The following is a 17953-nucleotide window of genomic DNA, read 5'->3' on the forward strand; positions in this document are numbered from 1 at the left end:
GTTAAGAAGAAGAAAATGAAAGTTGGCATTTCAACCATTTACTATTGGTTTCATAATGGCCATTTAGGATTGACGAAGTTGATACCAATTCATCCTCACAAAACTACAGACTGTGCAGGCATCCCGCACTGATGGTAGTCTTTATAGTTTAGCAAATTCTCACATCTCTGCTGCATATGGTACAGAATTTTGTCATTTAAGCGAATTGTTTCCTGAAGAATATATTTGCTGCAACAGCTACCCCCTTCATGGGAAAGACGGAGTATATTAGATCAGTGGACGTTTTTAGGTCAAAATATAAAGACTAAAGAGTGATGAATAATTCTTAATCTATAGATTCTGAGATATGACTCTAAAGAAATTTAAAAGTTGATAAGGTACCCTTAAATACCCACACATTTTACTCTCTCTACTTTTTAGAAGTTTACTTCAAATGTTTTAGGTGAATTGCTTTGCACGAAAAACACAACGTTTATGCTTTCTTCATCCTAATTGACATTGAGCAAGCATAAAAGGCTCTATAATTTCTGTAGTGGGTAAATCCACTGTAGAGATTATGGAGCCTTTTTTAGTGTAGAAAAAAAGTCCCATATGACCTATAATGAAAAGCGACGAAACTCACATTAGAAAGGGTTCATATGGAACAACTAAATCTTATCACAAATTTTCTCAGAATTAAAGACAAAAATATCACTATCACTGATGAATATGATATGGGGACTCACTTAGAACTCCACGGTCACTTGGACTACACAGCCCCTAAATGCCCAAAATGCAAGGGACAAATGGCTAAATATGATTTCCAGAAAGCCTCTAAGATCCCCTACCTAGAAACAGCTGGCTATCCCTTACTTATCCGTCTTCGAAAGCGTCGTTTCAAGTGTAAAGATTGCGGAAAAATGGCAGTCGCTGAAACTCCTCTTGTCAAGAAAAACCACCAAATCTCTGTCGCTGTTAACCAGAAAATCGCACAATTACTCATCGAAAATCAAGCAATGCAACATATTGCACACAGACTATCTATCTCAACATCGTCAGTTATGAGAAAGCTCAATGAGTTCAAGTTTGAAACGCATTGGAATACCCTACCTGAGGTGATGAGCTGGGAGTCAAACAGTCTGGGGATAGACTGTTTGAGCTGCCTTCAAGAAGGGGAAAATGAGCTTCATCGCTCAAGATTTCGACTCCCTAAATGTCATCGCCATTCTCGACGGAAGAACTCAAGCAACCATCCGAAACCACTTTCTACGCTATCCTAGAAAGGTTAGAAATCGGGTCAAAGTGATTACCATGGATATGTTTAGTCCCTATTATCAACTTGGCTAGCCCCTTCGCTCTTCTATTTCTGAGCTCAGGCTGAAACAGTCTATTCCCAGACTGTTTCACTCCCCAATGCAAAAATTGTACTCGACCGCTTTCATATCGTGCAACACCTTAGTCGTGCTATGAACCGTGTCCGTATTCAAATTATGAATCAATTCGACAGAAAATCCCAGGAATACCGAGCCTTGAAACGTTACTGGAAATTGATACAACAAGATAGCCGTAAACTCAGCGATAAACGATTTTATCGCCCTATGTTTCGAATGCATTTGACTAACAAGGAAATACTCGAAAAACTCCTGTCTTTCTCCGAGGAACTCAGACAACACTATGAACTCTATCAGCTTCTCTTATTTCATTTCCAAGAGAAGAACTCAGACCATTTCTTTGACCTCATTGAACAGGAAATAGCCACAGTTAATCCTATTTTCCAGACGGTATTGAAGACATTTTTAAAGGATAAGGACAAGGTTTTAAACGCCATGGAATTGCCTTATTCCAACGCCAAACTGGAAGCTACCAACAATCTCATCAAAGTCATTAAGAGAAATGCCTTTGGTTTCAGGAACTTTGAAAACTTTAAAAAACGGGTTTTGATTGCTTTGAACAGTGAAAAGGGCTGTGGAGAGCCCTTTTCAGCTTATCTCCTAAAAACAAGAAAGAGATAAAGAAAGAGAGAGCGAAGTTCGTCCTCTCTAGATGTTAGCTTTTCATCTACCCACTACAGTTGACAAAGAGCCGAAAGAAAAACGCCTGCTTACGAAATTATTCTACTTTAGAATAATTTCGTAAACAAGCGTCCAATCAATATGATGAGTGTTACCGCCGAGACAGGCTCGGCGGTAGACCAGAGCTAGACTAAGAACCCACATGGAATTCCATCATCATAACACTCAACAAAATTGATGATCTTATACAAGTTCGATAATTGCCATTGGGGCAGCATCGCCACGACGTGGTTCAGTTTTTAGAATACGAGTGTATCCACCGTTGCGTTCAGCATAACGAGGTGCGATTTCTGAGAACAATTTTTGAAGTGCAGTTGTAGAAGTATACTTATCTGTTGCTTCATCATAGTTTTCAGATGCAATTTCATTACGAACAAATGCAGCAGCTTGACGACGAGCGTGCAAGTCACCACGTTTACCAAGTGTGATCATTTTTTCAACTGTTTTACGGATTTCTTTAGCACGAGCTTCAGTTGTAACAATTGATTCGTTGATCAAAAGGTCAGTTGTCAAATCGCGCAACATTGCTTTACGTTGTGAGCTAGTGCGTCCTAGTTTACGGTATGCCATGATTTCCTCCTATATTATTTATCTTTTTTCAATCCTAGACCAAGATCTGCCAATTTAACTTTGACTTCTTCAAGACTCTTACGGCCAAGATTGCGCACTTTCATCATTTCTGGTTCAGTCTTCTCTGTCAAATCAAATACAGTGTTGATACCTGCACGTTTAAGACAGTTATATGAGCGAACAGAAAGGTCCAATTCCTCAATCGTACGATCAAGCATGCGATCATCCGATGCAGTCTCTGTTTCTTTCATCACATCTGCTGACTTTGCAACTTCAGTCAAATCTGTAAATAGACCAAGGTGTTCCATCAAAATACGTGCAGAAAGACCTAGAGCATCTTCTGGAATAATAGTACCATTAGTACTGATTTCAAGTGTTAATTTGTCAAAACCATCGTTGCTACCAACACGGGCTGGTTCAACTTGATAATTGACTTTTTTTACTGGCGTATAGATAGAATCTACAGCAAGTGTACCTACTGGCGCGTCATCTTTTTTATTACCTTCTGCAGGGACATAACCACGACCTGAATTGACTGTCAAAATCGCTTTAAATGTTTTACCTTCAGCAATGGTAAATAGATAATGGTCAGGGTTTACAATTTCTATGTCACTATCTGTAAGAATGTCACCTGCTGTCACTTCAGCTGGACCTACTACATCAAGTTCAATTTTCTTTTCGTCTTCGACATAAGATTTTACAGCAATGCCTTTGATGTTAAGAATGATTTGCATAACATCTTCACGGACACCCGGAACTGTGTCGAATTCGTGGAGTACACCATCAATTTTAATTGATGTAATTGCAGCACCTGGGAGTGATGCAAGAAGTACACGACGAAGAGAGTTACCAAGAGTTGTACCGTAACCACGTTCTAATGGCTCGATTACAAATCTGCCGTAATCTTTATTTTCATCAATTTTTGTTATTGTTGGTTTTTCAAACTCAATCATTTCTTACTCCCTCTTAAACGAAAAGCTGTGTATGGTATGTATGATTATACACGGCGACGTTTTGGAGGACGAGCACCATTGTGTGGTACAGGAGTCACATCACGAATTGCTGTTACTTCAAGACCAGCGGCAGCAAGAGCGCGGATAGCAGACTCACGACCTGAACCTGGGCCTTTAACGGTAACTTCAACTGTTTTTAGACCGTGTTCTTGTGCAGATTTAGCAGCTGCTTCTGAAGCCATTTGGGCTGCGAATGGTGTAGATTTACGTGAACCTTTAAAACCAAGAGCACCAGCTGATGACCAAGCAATAGCGTTACCATGCACATCAGTAATCATAACAATTGTGTTATTAAATGTAGCGTGAATATGTGCAATACCGGATTCGATATTCTTTTTCACACGACGTTTACGTGTTGGTTTAGCCAATTTTTCTACCTCCTATATTATTTTTTCTTACCTGCAATCGCAACGGCTTTACCTTTACGAGTACGAGCATTGTTTTTAGTGTTTTGTCCACGGACAGGAAGTCCACGACGGTGACGGATTCCACGGTATGAACCGATTTCCATCAAACGTTTAATGTTCAAGTTAACTTCACGACGGAGGTCACCTTCAACTTTGATTGCATCAACTTCACGACGAATAGCATCTTGTTGATCTGATGTCAAATCTTTCACGCGTACATCTTCTGAAATGCCTGCAGCTGCAAGAATTTTTTTAGATGTTGCAAGACCGATACCATAAACATAAGTCAATGAAATAACTACACGTTTGTCATTTGGAATGTCAACTCCAGCAATACGAGCCATGTTTTCTCCTTTCTATTTCTTAACCTTGACGTTGCTTGTGTTTAGGGTTTGCTGGGCAAATTACCATAACACGACCATTACGACGAATAACTTTGCAGTATTCGCAAATTGGTTTGACCGATGGTCTTACTTTCATGTTTAATCCCTCCAAGTATTTCGACTATTTAAAGCGGTATGTGATACGTCCACGTGTCAAGTCGTAAGGACTAAGCTCAACAGTTACGCGGTCACCGACCAAAATACGAATGTAGTTCTTACGGATTTTACCAGAAACAGTTGCAAGGACTTGGTGTCCGTTTTCCAACTCAACAGTAAACATAGCATTTGGCATTGTATCGACTACTTTGCCTTCAATTTCAATCACATCTTCTTTTGCCATGCAAAAGTAACCCCTCTCTAAATATCGATTTGATGTCCTCTGAACACAGAGGTAACAATTATAAGTCAGACTAGGCTATTTTATCATCTTTGCTAGAAAAACGCAAGCCAAATCCATTAGATTATTGCAATTTTGATAATATAGTATCAATTGCTTGGAAAACAAGTTCGATGTCTTGATCGCCTTCAACATCATGAACCAAACCTTTTGCACGGTAATGGTCGATAATCGGCTGACCTTGGGCAATGTTTACTTCTAAACGGCGCTTAACAGACTCTGGTTTGTCATCTTCACGTTGATAAAAATCTTCTTCCTTATAGTCTCCAACAGGTGGGTTGAATACTTTATGGAACGTTTCCCCAGTTTCTTTATGAATGATACGTCCACTGAGACGTTCTACAAGTTTAGAAGGATCAATTTCAATATTGATGACTCCCTGCAGCTCAATATCTAACTCATCTAGGTTTGCATCAAGCGCATATGCTTGTTCAATTGTTCGTGGGTATCCATCTAATAAGAAACCTTTTTCTTTGATATCATTCTGAGCTAAACGCTCTTTCACAATACCATTTGTAACCTCATCAGGCACAAGTTCGCCTTTGTCAATATATGACTTAGCTAATTTGCCCATTTCAGTTTGATTAGCTATTGCTGCGCGAAACATATCGCCTGTTGAAATGTGAGCAACATTATATTTCTCAACAATCTTAGCTGCTTGTGTTCCTTTACCAGCACCTGGTAAACCCATAATTAAAAGATTCATGACAAACTCCTTATTTTGTTTTCACATAAGTTTGCCAATATTGACAAACTTATCTAAAAACAAAATAGAAGGTTGACGAGGTCAACCTGTATTCTATTCTGTAATTTCTAAGAAACCTACATATTTTCTCTTAAGAAGGTAGCCTTCCAATTGCTTGATTCCTTCAATACTTGTAGAGATAACAATGATCAAACTTGTACCTAGGAATGCAATGTTTGAAGAAAGTCCAAAGAGATTTTGTGCAATAATCGGCAACAAAGCAACAAAACTCAAGAATAAAGCACCAACTGTTGCCAATCTTGTTAGAAGCTTAGACAGATATTGCTCAGTCCCGTTACCAGGTCGAACCCCATGGATATATGCTGCGCTCTTTTGAAGGCTTTCAGCAGTTTTTTCTGGATTGACTTGAACAAAGGTATAGAAGAATGTGAATACAATAATCAATCCGGCATATACCAGCATTCCTTTTACCGTTGAATAATCAAAATATTCTTGAACAGTCAATAACCAACCTGCACTCTGATTCTGACTTGCAAAGTATTGAATAAGAGATGTAGGTACTGCTGTAATTGAACCAGCAAAAATCACGGGAATAACACCTGCTGGATTTAATTTCAATGGTAAGTAAGAACTAGATGGTGCTCCTTGAGCTCTTTTTGTATATTGGATTGGCAATTTGTATTCTGCTTGTTGTACAAATGTCGTGAAGTAAACGACTAATAAAATTAATACAACCAAGATTGCTACAAAGATAGCTGATTCTCCCAATCGACTAGATTCAATATTGACAAAACGATCAATATAAATCTCGTGAAACGTTCCTGGTAGGGAAGATATAATCCCTGCGAAGATAATCATGGACGTACCATTTCCATACCCTTTTTCTGTAATCTGCTCACCCAACCAAGTTACAATGACTGAACCAGTTGTCAAAATAGAACCGATTAAAAGGTACATTTGCCAATTCAAAGGCATATTTGTCAGTTGTACACCCGAAAGCGCATTAAAACCTGCAGTAATACCAATAGATTGGACAAAAGCTAATCCCAAAGAGATATAACGTGTTGCTTGATTCAGTTTGCGACGGCCCACTTCACCTTGCTTACCCCATTCAACAAATTTTGGAAGGATATCCATTTGTAAAAGTTGAACAATAATCGAAGCAGTGATATATGGACTAACCCCTAGTGCAAAAACTGAAAAATTACGCATTGCGTTTCCTGAAACCAAGCTCAACATATTTAAAAACGGTACATTTGAGAGGGCTTCAAGACTCTTGGCGTTAATACCTGGAACTGTAATGTGAGTTCCAACTCGGAAGACAAAAAGGATGAAGATAGTGAACAATATTTTGTTACGTACTAATCTAACCTTTACGGCGTCTTTTAAAAGTTTTAAAAACATAGGTTGGCACCTCTTAGATGACTTCTACTGACCCACCTTTAGAAGTGATTGCTTCTTCAGCTGATTTAGAGAATTTAGCAGCTTTAACTGTCAATTTCTTCGTTAATTCACCGTTACCAAGAATTTTAATTCCTGATTTTTCAGCTTTAACGATTCCAGTTTCGATAAGTACAACTGGTGTTACTTCTGCACCATCTTCAAAAGCGTTCAATTGATCAAGGTTAACGATTGCATATTCTTTAGCGTTGATGTTTGTAAAGCCACGTTTTGGAATTCGACGGAACAATGGAGTTTGTCCACCTTCAAAACCTAGGCGAACACCACCACCGCTACGAGCCTTTTGACCTTTTTGACCACGGCCAGATGTTTTACCGTTACCTGATGATGTACCACGACCTACACGGTTGCGTACTTTACGTGAACCTGTAGCAGGTTGTAATTCATGAAGTTTCATTATTATTTTCTCCTCTTTTATATGCTAGCGCCTGTGAAGTACAAGAGTCTTCATTCACAAACTCGCCTTATGTAAAAATGGACTAGAAGCCGCAAAGATTCTTCTATGCGACTTAGCCTATTTGTATGATTACTTAACTTCTTCAACAGTTACCAAGTGAGAGATAGCATTAACCATTCCAAGAATAGCTACGTTATCTTCCTTAACAACTGAAGAGTTCAATTTACCAAGTCCAAGTGCAACAACTGTTTTACGTTGCTCTGGTTTGCGACCGATTGGAGACTTAGTCAAAGTAATTTTAATTTGAGCCATTAGTATCTCCTTTCTTATGCTAAATCAGAAACTGAGATGCCACGAAGTGCAGCCACTTCTTCAGCACGTTTCAATTGTTTCAAACCTTCAACAGTTGCACGAACGATGTTGATTGGTGTGTTTGAACCAAGTGACTTAGAAGTCACATCTGCGATACCTGCCAATTCGATTACGGCACGAGTCGCACCACCGGCAGCAACCCCAGAACCTTCAGCAGCAGGTTTCAACAATACACGAGCTCCGCCAAATTCTGAACGAACTTCGTGAGGGATTGTTGTACCAACCATTGGTACTTCAATCATGTTTTTCTTAGCAGATTCAACTGCTTTACGGATAGCTTCTGGTACTTCTTGAGCTTTACCAGTACCGAAACCTACGCGACCGTTACGGTCACCAACAACCACAAGAGCTGCGAAACGAAGACGACGTCCACCTTTAACAACTTTTGTAACACGGTTGATGGCTACTACGCGTTCTTCAATTTCAACTGCGTTATCTTTGAATGCCATTTCTTAGTGTCCTCCCTATTAGAATTTCAATCCGTTTTCACGAGCTGATTCAGCCAAAGCTTTCACACGTCCGTGATAGAGATATCCACCGCGGTCAAAGACCACTTCAGAAATACCTTTAGCTACCGCGCGTTCAGCAACGAGTTTACCTACAACAACAGCTTGTTCTGTCTTAGTACCTTTTGAAACTTCTTTATCAAGAGTAGAAGCGCTTGCGAGCGTTACACCCGCTACGTCATCAATCACTTGAGCGTAGATGCCTGTATTAGAACGGAAAATGTTCAAACGTGGGCGAGCAGCAGTTCCAGAGATTTTACCGCGAACGCGACGATGGCGTTTTTGGCGGATTTTGTTTTTATCTGGTTTTGAAATCACAATATTCACCTCTTAATGTATGATTCTGTTTCTTTCGAAACAATTTGAGAAATAGTCAGCCAGGTGGCATAGCCACCTCAGCAACTTATTATTTACCTGTTTTACCTTCTTTGCGGCGAACGAATTCACCAACATAACGAATACCTTTACCTTTGTATGGCTCAGGAGCGCGAAGGCTACGGATGTAAGCTGCTGTTTGACCAACAACTTCTTTGTTGATACCAGACACGACGATTTGTGTTGGTGTCGGAACTTCAAATGTAATACCTTCTGGTGCAACCACTTCATCTGGATGTGATTTACCAACAGCAAGTGTCAATTTGTTACCAGCTAATTGCGCACGGTAACCGACACCACGCATTTCAAGTTCTTTTTTGAAGCCTTCAGAAACACCAACAACCATGTTATTGAGGTTGGCACGGCTAGTACCGTGAATAGTCTTCATTTCTTTTGAATCGTTTGGACGGTGAAGAGTTACTTCTGTACCTTCCACACGGATTTCAATAGCAGCCGGGAATTCACGAGTCAATTCCCCTTTAGGTCCTTTTACAGTTACCACACCGTTGTCTTGAGTAAGCTCAACACCAGCAGGCAATGTAATAATTTTATTACCAATACGTGACATGTTTTTATTTCTCCTGTTAAATTATCAAGCCGTCAAGCGACCAGTTTTCACGGGGGCTCATGATACAGAGGGCATAAAGAAGTCAAAGTAAAAATAGAAATCCTGACGCAGAAGCCTAAGCTTCGAGGAAGGATTGTCTTTTTTACACAGACTTTAGCCCGTGTTAGAATGAGCAGGATTCATGATCGCATTTGAGAAGCAATCATGCTGTTTGGTTTTATGATACATTCAAATCAGATTGTTAGATTTGAACCCGATCTATGACCTGTGTGAAAAAGATAAATCAAACTTGAATGCAAGCATTCTTCGTTTGATTTCCTATTTTCACTTGGGTCACTGTGCTCTTGGTATCATCCAATTACCAAACGTATGCAAGAACCTCACCACCAGCGTTCTTTTGACGAGCTTCTTTGTCAGTCAAAAGACCTTCTGATGTTGAGATGATTGCAATTCCAAGTCCGTTAAGAACTTTAGGAATATCTTCATGTTTTGAGTAAACACGAAGACCTGGTTTTGAAACACGTTTCAAGTTAGTAATAACTTTTTCACCGTTTTGTCCGTATTTCAAGAATACGCGGATGATGCCTTGTTTGTCATCTTCGATAAATTCAACGTTTTTTACAAAACCTTCGTTTTTAAGGATTGTAGCAATACCTTTTTTGATGTTTGATGCAGGTACTTCAAGCACTTCGTGTTTTGCTTGGTTAGCATTACGAATACGTGTCAAAAAATCTGCAATTGGGTCAGTCATAACCATTTGTTGTTTCTCCTCTTACTAGCAGTTTGATTAAATCACTTACTAGTTAATTCATGATACAAAGAGCGCTAAAATCCAAATTGACAAGCAAACTTTGTATCGAGTTTATTTAGACACCTGAGTTAGAGCTACAACCTTAGCAAAGAAGATAGATTTTCCTAGAAGGAAACTTCATCGTCAAATCTCCTATCTTTGCGCTGGTTGCTAACCGCTCTCACATCTTATTTTACCAAGAAGCTTTCGTTACGCCCGGAATCTGTCCAAGGTAAGCCAAGTCGCGGAAGCATACACGGCAAAGTTTGAATTTGCGGTAAACTGAGTGTGGACGTCCACATTTTTCACAGCGTGTGTAGGCTTGAGTTGAGAACTTAGCTGGGCGTTTGTTCTTAGCGATCATTGATTTTTTAGCCATTTATTCTCTCCCTCTTATTTTGCAAATGGCATACCAAGGCCAGTAAGCAATGCACGTGATTCTTCGTCAGTGTTAGCAGTTGTAACGATAACGATATCCAAACCGCGAGTTTTATCAACATCGTCGAAGTTGATTTCTGGGAAGATCAATTGCTCTTTCACACCAAGTGTGAAGTTACCACGTCCGTCGAATGACTTAGTTGGTACTCCGTGGAAGTCACGTACTCGTGGGAGTGAAACTGAAACCAATTTATCCAAGAATTCATACATACGTTCGCCACGAAGAGTTACTTTCGCACCGATTGCAACACCCTCACGAAGACGGAAGCCGGCGATTGATTTCTTAGCTTTAGTGATAAGTGGTTTTTGACCTGAAATCAAAGCCAACTCTTGAGCAGCTTTTTCAAGGTTTTTAGCGTTAGAAACAGCGTCACCAACACCCATGTTCAAAACGATCTTATCAACTTTTGGTACAGCCATAACTGAAGAATAGTTAAATTGTTCAGTCAAGGCAGGAACTACTTCTTTAAGATATTTTTCTTTTAAACGATTTGCCATTATACTTCTCCTTTCCTTCGTGATTAATCAAGCACTTCGCCTGATTTTTTATTGTAACGAACTTTTTTGCCGTCTACAAATTTATAACCAACGCGTCCAGCAACACCATTTTTGTCAAGAACTTGAACGTTTGACACATGGATTGGAGCTTCTTTTTCAACGATAGCACCTTGAGGGTTTTCGTTGTTTGGTTTTTGGTGTTTCTTAACGATGTTAACACCTTCAACAATCACTTTGTTAACTTTTGGAAGTGCTGTTACGACAACTGCTTCAACGCCTTTGTCTTTACCAGCGATTACGCGAACTTTATCGCCTTTTTTTACAAACATTTGATTTCTCCTATAATTTCTTACGCCCTAATGGGCACCCTGGTTAGTTAGTTAGTTAGTTAACCAGGGGACTTAGTTTGTTAGATTTTAAATTAAAGTACTTCTGGTGCCAATGAAACGATTTTCATGAAACCGCCATCACGCAATTCGCGTGCCACTGGGCCAAAGATACGAGTTCCGCGAGGGTTTTTGTCTTCACGGATGATAACTGCAGCATTCTCATCGAATTTGATATATGAACCATCAGCACGACGAGCACCTGTCTTAGTACGAACGATAACGGCTTTAACAACGTCACCTTTTTTAACCGCACCACCAGGAGTAGCTTGTTTTACTGAAGCAACGATGATGTCGCCGATGTTCGCGAATTTACGTCCTGAACCACCAAGAACTTTGATTGTCAAGATTTCACGTGCGCCACTGTTGTCAGCAACTTTCAAACGGGTTTCTGTTTGAATCATGTCAATTTTCTCCTTTCAGGTTGATTAAATGATAACTGCCTCTTCCACAACTTCTACAAGACGGAAACGTTTTGTAGCTGAAAGTGGGCGAGTTTCCATGATACGAACGATATCGCCTTCTTTAGCAACATTGTTTTCATCATGAGCTTTGTACTTTTTAGAGTAGTTAATACGTTTACCATAGACTGGGTGGTTACGTTTAGTTTCAACTACAACTGTGATTGTTTTGTCCATTTTGTCAGATACTACGCGTCCAACAAGAACTTTACGATTATTGCGTTCCATTGAAATTCTCCTTTCCCAATCTATTATTTAGTTTCAGATTGCACAGTTTTGATACGTGCAATTTGTTTCTTCACTTCGTTCAAACGAGCAGTTTGCTCAAGTTGACCAGCAGCAGCTTGAAAACGAAGTTCGAAGAGTTCTTTCTTCAATTCGTTTTCTTTCTTAGCAAGTTCTTCTTGAGAAAGGCCACGAAGTTCTTTTACAAAATCTTTAATTTCTTGAAGTTTCATGTCTTCTCCTTATTCTGCTTCACGTTTTACGAATTTAACTTTAACTGGCAATTTGTGACCAGCAAGGCGGAATGCTTCGCGTGCGACTTCTTCAGAAACGCCAGCAATTTCAAACATAACCTTACCGCGTTTAACTGGAGCTACCCAACCTTCAGGAGCACCTTTACCAGAACCCATACGTACACCGATAGCTTTAGCAGTGTATGATTTGTGTGGGAAGATTTTAATCCAAACTTTACCACCACGTTTCATGTAACGCGTCAGAGCGATACGGGCAGCTTCGATTTGGCGGTTTGTAATCCATGAGCTAGTAGTTGCTTGAAGACCGTATTGACCAAAGTCTACTTGTTTTCCACCTTTAGCTTCACCGCGCATTTTTCCACGGAATTCACGACGGTGTTTTACACGTTTAGGTACTAACATTTGTTATTTACCTCCTTTAGTGTTTTTACGAGCTGGAAGAACTTCTCCACGGTAAATCCAAACTTTAACACCTAGTTTACCGTAAGTTGTCAAAGCTTCTTCCCAAGCATAGTCGATATCCGCACGAAGTGTATGAAGAGGAACTGTTCCTTCTGAATAGCCTTCTGCACGGGCAATATCAGCACCGTTCAAACGACCAGAAACTTGTGTTTTGATACCTTTTGCACCAGCGCGCATTGTGCGTTGGATAGCTTGTTTTTGAGCACGACGGAAAGCCACACGTTGTTCCAATTGACGAGCAATTGACTCACCAACAAGGTGTGCATCCAAATCAGGCTGTTTGATTTCGATGATGTTGATGTGTACTTGTTTACCAGTCAATTTGTTCAATTGAGCACGAAGCGCATCAACGTTGCTACCAGCTTTACCGATAACCATACCTGGTTTTGCAGTGTGGATAGAAACGATTACTTTGTTTACAGCACGTTCGATTTCGATTGTTGACGTTGACGCATCAGCCAATTCTTTTTTGATAAAGTTGCGGATTGCAAGATCTTCATGAAGGTAATCCGCGTATTCTTTTTCAGCATACCATTTAGCATCCCAATCACGGATGATGCCAACACGCATACCAATTGGATGTACTTTTTGACCCACGTTTTTACCTCCTTATTTCTCTGCCACAACTACAGTGATGTGAGCTGTGCGTTTGTTGATTGGTGAAGCTGAACCTTTCGCACGAGGACGGAAACGTTTCAACGTTGGTCCTTCGTTTGCGAATGCTTCGCTGACTACCAAGTTAGCTTTTTCCAAACCAAAGTTGTTTTCAGCGTTAGCGATTGCTGAGTTTAAAACTCCTTCGATAATGCTTGCAGCTTTGTTTGGTGTGAATTTCAAGATTGCGATTGCGTCTGCTACACTTTTGCCACGGATGTTATCCAAGACAAGACGTGATTTACGAGGTGAAACACGTACTGTGCGAGCAGTTGCTTTAGCTGAAGTGATTTCTGCCATTGTGTTTTCCTCCTAAATTATTTACGACGAGTTTTCTTGTCGTCAGCAGCATGACCTTTGTAAGTACGAGTTGGTGCGAATTCACCAAGTTTGTGACCTACCATGTCTTCTTGAATGTATACAGGTACGTGTTTACGACCATCGTAAACTGCAATTGTATAACCGATGAAACTTGGGAAAATCGTTGAACGACGTGACCAAGTTTTAATTACTTTTTTCTTTTCGTCATTTGCTTGAGCTTCAACTTTTTTTATCAAATGCTCATCGACGAAAGGTCCTTTTTTAAGACTACGTCCCATTATAGTTTTTTCTCCTTTAAAATATGTACCACAGCGGCTTGCCCGCAATGCGGGCTACCGAGTTGGCGGATGATATAGCATACTAAGCAACTAAGTATAAATTACTTTTGGTTGCGACGACGAACGATAAGTTTGTCTGATTTAGCTTTCTTGTTACGAGTTTTCAAACCAAGAGCTGGTTTACCCCATGGAGTAGATGGTGCTTTACGACCAACTGGCGCTTTACCTTCACCACCACCGTGTGGGTGATCGTTAGGGTTCATTACAGAACCGCGAACTGTTGGACGGATACCTTTCCAACGGCTACGACCTGCTTTACCAAGGTTTACTAGGCCATGTTGTTCGTTACCTACAGTACCAACAGTAGCACGGCAAGTACCAAGGATCATACGAACTTCACCTGATTGAAGGCGAACAAGAACGTATTTACCTTCTTGACCAAGAACCTGTGCAGATGCACCAGCAGCACGAACTAACTCACCACCGCGACCTGGTTTCAACTCGATGTTGTGAACAACAGTACCGACTGGGATGTTTGCAAGTGGAAGTGCATTACCAACTTTGATATCCGCTTCTGGACCTGAAACGATGCGTTGACCAACTTCAAGACCTTTAGGAGCGATGATGTATGCTTTCACACCGTCTGTGTAGTGTACAAGAGCGATGTTTGCTGAGCGGTTTGGATCGTATTCAATTGTTTTAACAACTGCTTCAACGCCATCTTTGTTACGTTTGAAGTCTACCAAACGGTAGAAACGTTTGTGACCGCCACCTTGGTGACGAACTGTGATGCGACCATTGTTGTTACGACCAGCTTTGTTTTTCAATGCAACAAGCAAGCTTTTTTCTGGAGTGCTTGTCGTGATTTCAGCGAAGTCCAAAGAAGTCATGTTACGACGGCCATTTGTCGTTGGTTTATAAACTTTAATACCCACGTTAATTCCTCCTTTGATTATTCAGCGTCAGCTGTAGCGAACAATTCGATCGCTTTTGAATCAGCAGTCAATGTGATGATTGCTTTTTTTACTTTGTTTGTGCGACCTACATAACGACCTACACGTTTTGTTTTAGGTTTCACGTTGATTGTGTTAACATTTGCAACTTTAACACCTTCAAATGCAGCTTCAACAGCTTGTTTGATCAGGAGTTTGTGTGCACGAGTGTCAACTTCAAATACATACTTGCCTGCTTCGAGTTGGCCCATTGAGCTTTCTGTGATGACAGGTTTTTTGATAACATCATACAAATTCATTATGCAAGAACCTCCTCAATTTTAGAGATAGCTGCTTGAGTTACAAGAAGTTTGTCTGCATTTGCGATGTCAAGTACGCTTGCAGTAGTTGCAGTTGCAACTTTCACTCCTGGGATGTTACGAGCAGAAAGAGCTGCGAATTCGTTGCCTTCTTCAAAAATAACAAGGACTTTAGAATCAATGCTCAATGCTGCAAGCACTTTTGCAAATTCAGCAGTTTTTGGAGCTGTGAATTCAAGTGAGTTAACAGCTACAAATTTGTTTTCGGCAACTTTCTGTGAGTAAACAGATTTAAGTGCCAAGCGACGAACTTTTTGTGGAAGTTTGTACGCATATGAACGTGGAGTTGGTCCGAAGACTACGCCACCACCACGCCATTGTGGTGAACGGATAGAACCTTGACGAGCACGTCCAGTTCCTTTTTGACGCCATGGTTTGCGTCCGCCGCCTGAAACTGCTGAGCGGTTTTTAACTGCGTGAGTACCTTGACGAAGGCTAGCACGTTGGCTGATGATCACATCAAATACAACTGCTTGGTTTGGCTCGATACCAAAGATTGCATCGTTAAGAACTACTTCACCAGCTTGTTTACCAGTTTGGTCAAATAATGTTACGTTTGCCATTTCGACTGATTTCCCCTTTCCTTATTATTTACCAGCTTTAACTGCTGATTTGATAGTGATAAGAGATTTCTTAGCACCTGGTACGTTACCTTTGATAAGGATAACATTCTTTTCCGGAACAACTTGTACAACTTCAAGGTTTTGGATTGTTACACGGTTGCCACCCATGCGACCTGCAAGATTTTTACCTTTAAATACACGGTTAGGTGCAACAGGACCCATAGAACCTGGACGACGGTGGTAACGAGAACCGTGAGCCATAGGACCACGTGATTGACCATGGCGTTTGATAACACCTTGGAAACCTTTACCTTTAGATGTACCAGTTACATCAACAACATCACCAGCTGCGAAAGTTTCAACTGTAATTTCTTGTCCAACTTCCAAGCCTTCAATGTTTTTGAATTCACGAATGAAGCGCTTAGGAGCAGTGTTAGCTTTAGCTACATGGCCTTTGGCAGGTTTGTTGCTCAATACTTCACGTTTGTCATCAAAACCAACTTGAACTGCTGCATAACCGTCAGTTTCAACTGTTTTCACTTGAAGAACAACGTTTGGAGTTGCTTCGATGACAGTAACAGGGATAAATTCACCTGATTCAGTGAAGATTTGAGTCATTCCCACTTTTTTCCCTAAGATTCCTTTTGTCATGAGAAAAATATTCCTTTTCTTATTTTATAGTTAAAAAGTTTTTAACGAGCGTTTTTCATGCTCAAATCAAGATAAAAAGAGCATCAAACTCAAAGTGAAAATAGGAAAATCTGACGCCGACTCAACGAGCCTAGGCGATTTTATCTTTTTCACACGGAGTTTAGCCCGTGTTCAATTACTAAATGAACACTTGCTTTTTTGCCTCACCGCTTGATTACAATTTAATTTCTACGTTCACACCACTTGGAAGATCCAATTTCATCAATGCATCAACTGTTTTTTGAGTTGGGTTAATGATATCTACCAAACGTTTGTGTGTACGCATTTCGAACTGCTCACGAGAGTCTTTATACTTGTGAGTCGCACGGATGATTGTGTAGAGGCTACGTTCTGTTGGAAGCGGAACTGGACCTGCTACTTGAGCACCTGTACGTGTTGCAGTTTCAACGATTTTTGCAGCTGCTGTATCAAGTGTACGGTGTTCGTACGCTTTCAAGCGGATGCGGATTTTTTTGTTTGCCATCTTTTCTCCTTTTCGTCTATTTAGAATAATAGGCTAGCTCCGCAAGAAAACCAACACGTGTTGCGTGGCAATGCAACCGAGCGTGTCGCAACCTCTTGCATCAAAGCTATAGCCGTGAATTTTACGGCACTAGAACAGTCTACCAAATTATCGGAAACAATGCAAGAAGTTTTGCTTTTTATTTTAAAAAAAAATAGTTTATTCAATTTCCTTGAAAGTTCTATAATGAAGTTAGCCACCTCGTCTTGCTCAAAAATATTTGTTTCACTATCTTTGAGTAAGCCGGTAATTTCATTTGATAACAGGCTTGAAGCTGTTAGGCTAAGTAGCCAAGGCTAATCATAGGCTTGGCTTAGCTGAAAAAACAGGTTCAAGGGTTCCTGTTGTCAAAGGAAATCGATGTTAAGGTATAAGAAAACACCTCTGTGCTATACTTGTAGTTCACCACAAACACAAGAAAGAGGCACAGAGATGCAAAAACATTATACACCAAAAGGCAAACATTTGACAATTGATAACCGTCGCCTGTTTGAACGGTGAAAGAAGGAAGGCAAGTCTAATCGTGAAATTGCATGGTTGCTTGGAAAGGCTCCTTAGACGATTAATAATGAAGTTAAGCGTGGGACAACTTTACAACAAGTGCGAAAAGGGCTGTACAAAAATTCTATTCTGCCGACTATGCACAAACGGTATACCAAACTAATCGAAAACGATCGGTAAAAAAGATGATCCTAACAAAAGAATTGAAAGAGAAAATAGTACACTATACTAAGCAAAAATTTTCTCCTGAAATGATGGTTAAGAAGAAAATGAAAGTTGGCATTTCAACCATTTACTATTGGTTTCATAATGGTCATTTAGGATTGACGAAAGCAGACATGCTTTATCCTAGAAAAGGGAAAAGTTTCAAGAAGCAAGCTAGTCCTAACTT

General features: G+C 40.2%; 29 protein-coding genes and 3 pseudogenes. 3 read left to right on the forward strand and 29 right to left on the reverse strand.

Going from position 1 to position 17953, the window contains the following annotated elements:
- Both ACPC57_RS10120 and ACPC57_RS10125 read left to right on the forward strand, forming a co-directional pair.
- A pseudogene (locus ACPC57_RS10120) lies at nt 1-102 on the forward strand (IS30 family transposase); the annotation flags it as partial.
- Nucleotides 103-638: 536 nt separating this feature from the next.
- Nucleotides 639-2029 (forward strand): annotated as a pseudogene (locus ACPC57_RS10125) (transposase).
- 205 nt (nt 2030-2234) lie between these two features.
- On the opposite strand, the gene rplQ reads toward ACPC57_RS10125, so the two are convergent.
- From rplQ to rpsJ, 29 genes are all read right to left on the reverse strand, one after another.
- Nucleotides 2235-2621, reverse strand: coding sequence for a 50S ribosomal protein L17 (gene rplQ, locus ACPC57_RS10130; protein ID WP_000331493.1), 387 nt, complete (start codon nt 2619-2621; stop codon nt 2235-2237).
- Between the two features lie 14 nt (nt 2622-2635).
- Nucleotides 2636-3574, reverse strand: coding sequence for a DNA-directed RNA polymerase subunit alpha (locus tag ACPC57_RS10135; RefSeq protein ID WP_217374361.1), 939 nt, complete (start codon nt 3572-3574; stop codon nt 2636-2638).
- A gap of 44 nt (nt 3575-3618) precedes the next feature.
- The gene (gene rpsK, locus ACPC57_RS10140) at nt 3619-4002 is read right to left on the reverse strand and encodes a 30S ribosomal protein S11 (protein WP_004195509.1); all 384 of its coding nucleotides are present in this window, start codon (nt 4000-4002) and stop codon (nt 3619-3621) included.
- Nucleotides 4003-4019: 17 nt separating this feature from the next.
- Nucleotides 4020-4385 carry a 30S ribosomal protein S13 gene (rpsM, locus tag ACPC57_RS10145; RefSeq protein WP_434066906.1) on the reverse strand — a complete coding sequence of 122 codons (366 nt, stop codon included), beginning with the start codon at nt 4383-4385 and terminating at the stop codon, nt 4020-4022.
- 19 nt (nt 4386-4404) lie between these two features.
- Nucleotides 4405-4521 carry a 50S ribosomal protein L36 gene (gene rpmJ, locus ACPC57_RS10150; protein ID WP_001808836.1) on the reverse strand — a complete coding sequence of 39 codons (117 nt, stop codon included), beginning with the start codon at nt 4519-4521 and terminating at the stop codon, nt 4405-4407.
- A gap of 24 nt (nt 4522-4545) precedes the next feature.
- Complete coding sequence (gene infA, locus ACPC57_RS10155) at nt 4546-4764, reverse strand: translation initiation factor IF-1 (RefSeq protein ID WP_002936627.1); 219 nt, start codon at nt 4762-4764, stop codon at nt 4546-4548.
- 121 nt (nt 4765-4885) lie between these two features.
- On the reverse strand, nt 4886-5527 hold the full coding sequence (locus ACPC57_RS10160) for an adenylate kinase (RefSeq protein ID WP_434066907.1): 642 nt from the start codon (nt 5525-5527) through the stop codon (nt 4886-4888).
- A gap of 93 nt (nt 5528-5620) precedes the next feature.
- Entirely contained in the window at nt 5621-6931 is a 1311-nt protein-coding gene (gene secY / locus ACPC57_RS10165) for a preprotein translocase subunit SecY (RefSeq protein ID WP_216806305.1), read from the reverse strand.
- A 13-nt stretch (nt 6932-6944) separates the two neighbouring features.
- On the reverse strand, nt 6945-7385 hold the full coding sequence (rplO, locus tag ACPC57_RS10170; RefSeq protein WP_217374362.1) for a 50S ribosomal protein L15: 441 nt from the start codon (nt 7383-7385) through the stop codon (nt 6945-6947).
- Between the two features lie 129 nt (nt 7386-7514).
- Entirely contained in the window at nt 7515-7697 is a 183-nt protein-coding gene (gene rpmD / locus ACPC57_RS10175) for a 50S ribosomal protein L30 (RefSeq protein WP_171989233.1), read from the reverse strand.
- A gap of 14 nt (nt 7698-7711) precedes the next feature.
- Nucleotides 7712-8206: a 30S ribosomal protein S5 gene (gene rpsE, locus ACPC57_RS10180; RefSeq protein ID WP_024391473.1), complete on the reverse strand. Its 495-nt coding sequence runs from the start codon at nt 8204-8206 to the stop codon at nt 7712-7714.
- 18 nt (nt 8207-8224) lie between these two features.
- On the reverse strand, nt 8225-8581 hold the full coding sequence (gene rplR / locus ACPC57_RS10185; protein WP_002936641.1) for a 50S ribosomal protein L18: 357 nt from the start codon (nt 8579-8581) through the stop codon (nt 8225-8227).
- An 88-nt stretch (nt 8582-8669) separates the two neighbouring features.
- On the reverse strand, nt 8670-9206 hold the full coding sequence (rplF, locus tag ACPC57_RS10190) for a 50S ribosomal protein L6 (RefSeq protein WP_217374363.1): 537 nt from the start codon (nt 9204-9206) through the stop codon (nt 8670-8672).
- Nucleotides 9207-9564: 358 nt separating this feature from the next.
- Nucleotides 9565-9963 carry a 30S ribosomal protein S8 gene (rpsH, locus tag ACPC57_RS10195; RefSeq protein ID WP_217374364.1) on the reverse strand — a complete coding sequence of 133 codons (399 nt, stop codon included), beginning with the start codon at nt 9961-9963 and terminating at the stop codon, nt 9565-9567.
- Between the two features lie 226 nt (nt 9964-10189).
- Entirely contained in the window at nt 10190-10375 is a 186-nt protein-coding gene (locus ACPC57_RS10200; protein WP_002936651.1) for a type Z 30S ribosomal protein S14, read from the reverse strand.
- A 14-nt stretch (nt 10376-10389) separates the two neighbouring features.
- Nucleotides 10390-10932: a 50S ribosomal protein L5 gene (rplE, locus tag ACPC57_RS10205; protein WP_171989236.1), complete on the reverse strand. Its 543-nt coding sequence runs from the start codon at nt 10930-10932 to the stop codon at nt 10390-10392.
- Nucleotides 10933-10955: 23 nt separating this feature from the next.
- On the reverse strand, nt 10956-11261 hold the full coding sequence (gene rplX, locus ACPC57_RS10210) for a 50S ribosomal protein L24 (protein WP_024391476.1): 306 nt from the start codon (nt 11259-11261) through the stop codon (nt 10956-10958).
- A gap of 92 nt (nt 11262-11353) precedes the next feature.
- Complete coding sequence (gene rplN / locus ACPC57_RS10215; protein WP_002936658.1) at nt 11354-11722, reverse strand: 50S ribosomal protein L14; 369 nt, start codon at nt 11720-11722, stop codon at nt 11354-11356.
- A 24-nt stretch (nt 11723-11746) separates the two neighbouring features.
- Nucleotides 11747-12007 carry a 30S ribosomal protein S17 gene (rpsQ, locus tag ACPC57_RS10220; RefSeq protein WP_000440801.1) on the reverse strand — a complete coding sequence of 87 codons (261 nt, stop codon included), beginning with the start codon at nt 12005-12007 and terminating at the stop codon, nt 11747-11749.
- A gap of 23 nt (nt 12008-12030) precedes the next feature.
- Nucleotides 12031-12237, reverse strand: a complete 207-nt coding sequence (gene rpmC, locus ACPC57_RS10225) for a 50S ribosomal protein L29 (RefSeq protein ID WP_002936659.1) — start codon at nt 12235-12237, stop codon at nt 12031-12033.
- Between the two features lie 9 nt (nt 12238-12246).
- Nucleotides 12247-12660: a 50S ribosomal protein L16 gene (gene rplP / locus ACPC57_RS10230; RefSeq protein ID WP_217374366.1), complete on the reverse strand. Its 414-nt coding sequence runs from the start codon at nt 12658-12660 to the stop codon at nt 12247-12249.
- Between the two features lie 3 nt (nt 12661-12663).
- The gene (gene rpsC, locus ACPC57_RS10235; RefSeq protein ID WP_024391478.1) at nt 12664-13317 is read right to left on the reverse strand and encodes a 30S ribosomal protein S3; all 654 of its coding nucleotides are present in this window, start codon (nt 13315-13317) and stop codon (nt 12664-12666) included.
- Between the two features lie 12 nt (nt 13318-13329).
- A complete protein-coding gene (rplV, locus tag ACPC57_RS10240; RefSeq protein WP_023369052.1) occupies nt 13330-13674 on the reverse strand; it encodes a 50S ribosomal protein L22 in 345 nt (114 codons plus the stop codon).
- 17 nt (nt 13675-13691) lie between these two features.
- A complete protein-coding gene (rpsS, locus tag ACPC57_RS10245; protein WP_217374367.1) occupies nt 13692-13973 on the reverse strand; it encodes a 30S ribosomal protein S19 in 282 nt (93 codons plus the stop codon).
- Between the two features lie 101 nt (nt 13974-14074).
- The gene (gene rplB, locus ACPC57_RS10250; RefSeq protein WP_024391479.1) at nt 14075-14908 is read right to left on the reverse strand and encodes a 50S ribosomal protein L2; all 834 of its coding nucleotides are present in this window, start codon (nt 14906-14908) and stop codon (nt 14075-14077) included.
- A 17-nt stretch (nt 14909-14925) separates the two neighbouring features.
- Nucleotides 14926-15225: a 50S ribosomal protein L23 gene (locus tag ACPC57_RS10255; protein ID WP_024379978.1), complete on the reverse strand. Its 300-nt coding sequence runs from the start codon at nt 15223-15225 to the stop codon at nt 14926-14928.
- A complete protein-coding gene (gene rplD / locus ACPC57_RS10260) occupies nt 15225-15848 on the reverse strand; it encodes a 50S ribosomal protein L4 (RefSeq protein ID WP_105126490.1) in 624 nt (207 codons plus the stop codon). Before rplD ends, ACPC57_RS10255 begins: the two co-directional genes overlap by 1 nt.
- 24 nt (nt 15849-15872) lie before the next feature.
- Entirely contained in the window at nt 15873-16499 is a 627-nt protein-coding gene (gene rplC, locus ACPC57_RS10265) for a 50S ribosomal protein L3 (protein WP_011921686.1), read from the reverse strand.
- A 214-nt stretch (nt 16500-16713) separates the two neighbouring features.
- A complete protein-coding gene (rpsJ, locus tag ACPC57_RS10270) occupies nt 16714-17022 on the reverse strand; it encodes a 30S ribosomal protein S10 (RefSeq protein ID WP_024391481.1) in 309 nt (102 codons plus the stop codon).
- A 471-nt stretch (nt 17023-17493) separates the two neighbouring features.
- Here rpsJ and ACPC57_RS10275 point away from each other — a divergent pair.
- Nucleotides 17494-17953, forward strand: a pseudogene (locus ACPC57_RS10275) (helix-turn-helix domain-containing protein); the annotation flags it as partial.

Source organism: Streptococcus sp. VTCC 12886 (assembly GCF_049893425.1).
Taxonomy (GTDB): domain Bacteria; phylum Bacillota; class Bacilli; order Lactobacillales; family Streptococcaceae; genus Streptococcus; species Streptococcus suis_AA.

Excerpts from the sequence above, each read along its gene's own strand:
- rplQ (WP_000331493.1), bottom strand. The coding sequence starts at position 2,621 with ATGGCATACCGTAAACTAGGACGCACTAGCTCACAACGTAAAGCAATG.
- ACPC57_RS10135 (WP_217374361.1), bottom strand. The coding sequence starts at position 3,574 with ATGATTGAGTTTGAAAAACCAACAATAACAAAAATTGATGAAAATAAA.
- rpsM (WP_434066906.1), bottom strand. The coding sequence starts at position 4,385 with ATGGCTCGTATTGCTGGAGTTGACATTCCAAATGACAAACGTGTAGTT.
- rpmJ (WP_001808836.1), bottom strand. The coding sequence starts at position 4,521 with ATGAAAGTAAGACCATCGGTCAAACCAATTTGCGAATACTGCAAAGTT.
- infA (WP_002936627.1), bottom strand. The coding sequence starts at position 4,764 with ATGGCAAAAGAAGATGTGATTGAAATTGAAGGCAAAGTAGTCGATACA.
- ACPC57_RS10160 (WP_434066907.1), bottom strand. The coding sequence starts at position 5,527 with ATGAATCTTTTAATTATGGGTTTACCAGGTGCTGGTAAAGGAACACAA.
- secY (WP_216806305.1), bottom strand. The coding sequence starts at position 6,931 with ATGTTTTTAAAACTTTTAAAAGACGCCGTAAAGGTTAGATTAGTACGT.
- rplO (WP_217374362.1), bottom strand. The coding sequence starts at position 7,385 with ATGAAACTTCATGAATTACAACCTGCTACAGGTTCACGTAAAGTACGC.
- rpmD (WP_171989233.1), bottom strand. The coding sequence starts at position 7,697 with ATGGCTCAAATTAAAATTACTTTGACTAAGTCTCCAATCGGTCGCAAA.
- rpsE (WP_024391473.1), bottom strand. The coding sequence starts at position 8,206 with ATGGCATTCAAAGATAACGCAGTTGAAATTGAAGAACGCGTAGTAGCC.
- rplF (WP_217374363.1), bottom strand. The coding sequence starts at position 9,206 with ATGTCACGTATTGGTAATAAAATTATTACATTGCCTGCTGGTGTTGAG.
- rpsH (WP_217374364.1), bottom strand. The coding sequence starts at position 9,963 with ATGGTTATGACTGACCCAATTGCAGATTTTTTGACACGTATTCGTAAT.
- ACPC57_RS10200 (WP_002936651.1), bottom strand. The coding sequence starts at position 10,375 with ATGGCTAAAAAATCAATGATCGCTAAGAACAAACGCCCAGCTAAGTTC.
- rplE (WP_171989236.1), bottom strand. The coding sequence starts at position 10,932 with ATGGCAAATCGTTTAAAAGAAAAATATCTTAAAGAAGTAGTTCCTGCC.
- rplX (WP_024391476.1), bottom strand. The coding sequence starts at position 11,261 with ATGTTTGTAAAAAAAGGCGATAAAGTTCGCGTAATCGCTGGTAAAGAC.
- rplN (WP_002936658.1), bottom strand. The coding sequence starts at position 11,722 with ATGATTCAAACAGAAACCCGTTTGAAAGTTGCTGACAACAGTGGCGCA.
- rpsQ (WP_000440801.1), bottom strand. The coding sequence starts at position 12,007 with ATGGAACGCAATAATCGTAAAGTTCTTGTTGGACGCGTAGTATCTGAC.
- rpmC (WP_002936659.1), bottom strand. The coding sequence starts at position 12,237 with ATGAAACTTCAAGAAATTAAAGATTTTGTAAAAGAACTTCGTGGCCTT.
- rplP (WP_217374366.1), bottom strand. The coding sequence starts at position 12,660 with ATGTTAGTACCTAAACGTGTAAAACACCGTCGTGAATTCCGTGGAAAA.
- rplV (WP_023369052.1), bottom strand. The coding sequence starts at position 13,674 with ATGGCAGAAATCACTTCAGCTAAAGCAACTGCTCGCACAGTACGTGTT.
- rpsS (WP_217374367.1), bottom strand. The coding sequence starts at position 13,973 with ATGGGACGTAGTCTTAAAAAAGGACCTTTCGTCGATGAGCATTTGATA.
- ACPC57_RS10255 (WP_024379978.1), bottom strand. The coding sequence starts at position 15,225 with ATGAATTTGTATGATGTTATCAAAAAACCTGTCATCACAGAAAGCTCA.
- rplD (WP_105126490.1), bottom strand. The coding sequence starts at position 15,848 with ATGGCAAACGTAACATTATTTGACCAAACTGGTAAACAAGCTGGTGAA.
- rplC (WP_011921686.1), bottom strand. The coding sequence starts at position 16,499 with ATGACAAAAGGAATCTTAGGGAAAAAAGTGGGAATGACTCAAATCTTC.
- rpsJ (WP_024391481.1), bottom strand. The coding sequence starts at position 17,022 with ATGGCAAACAAAAAAATCCGCATCCGCTTGAAAGCGTACGAACACCGT.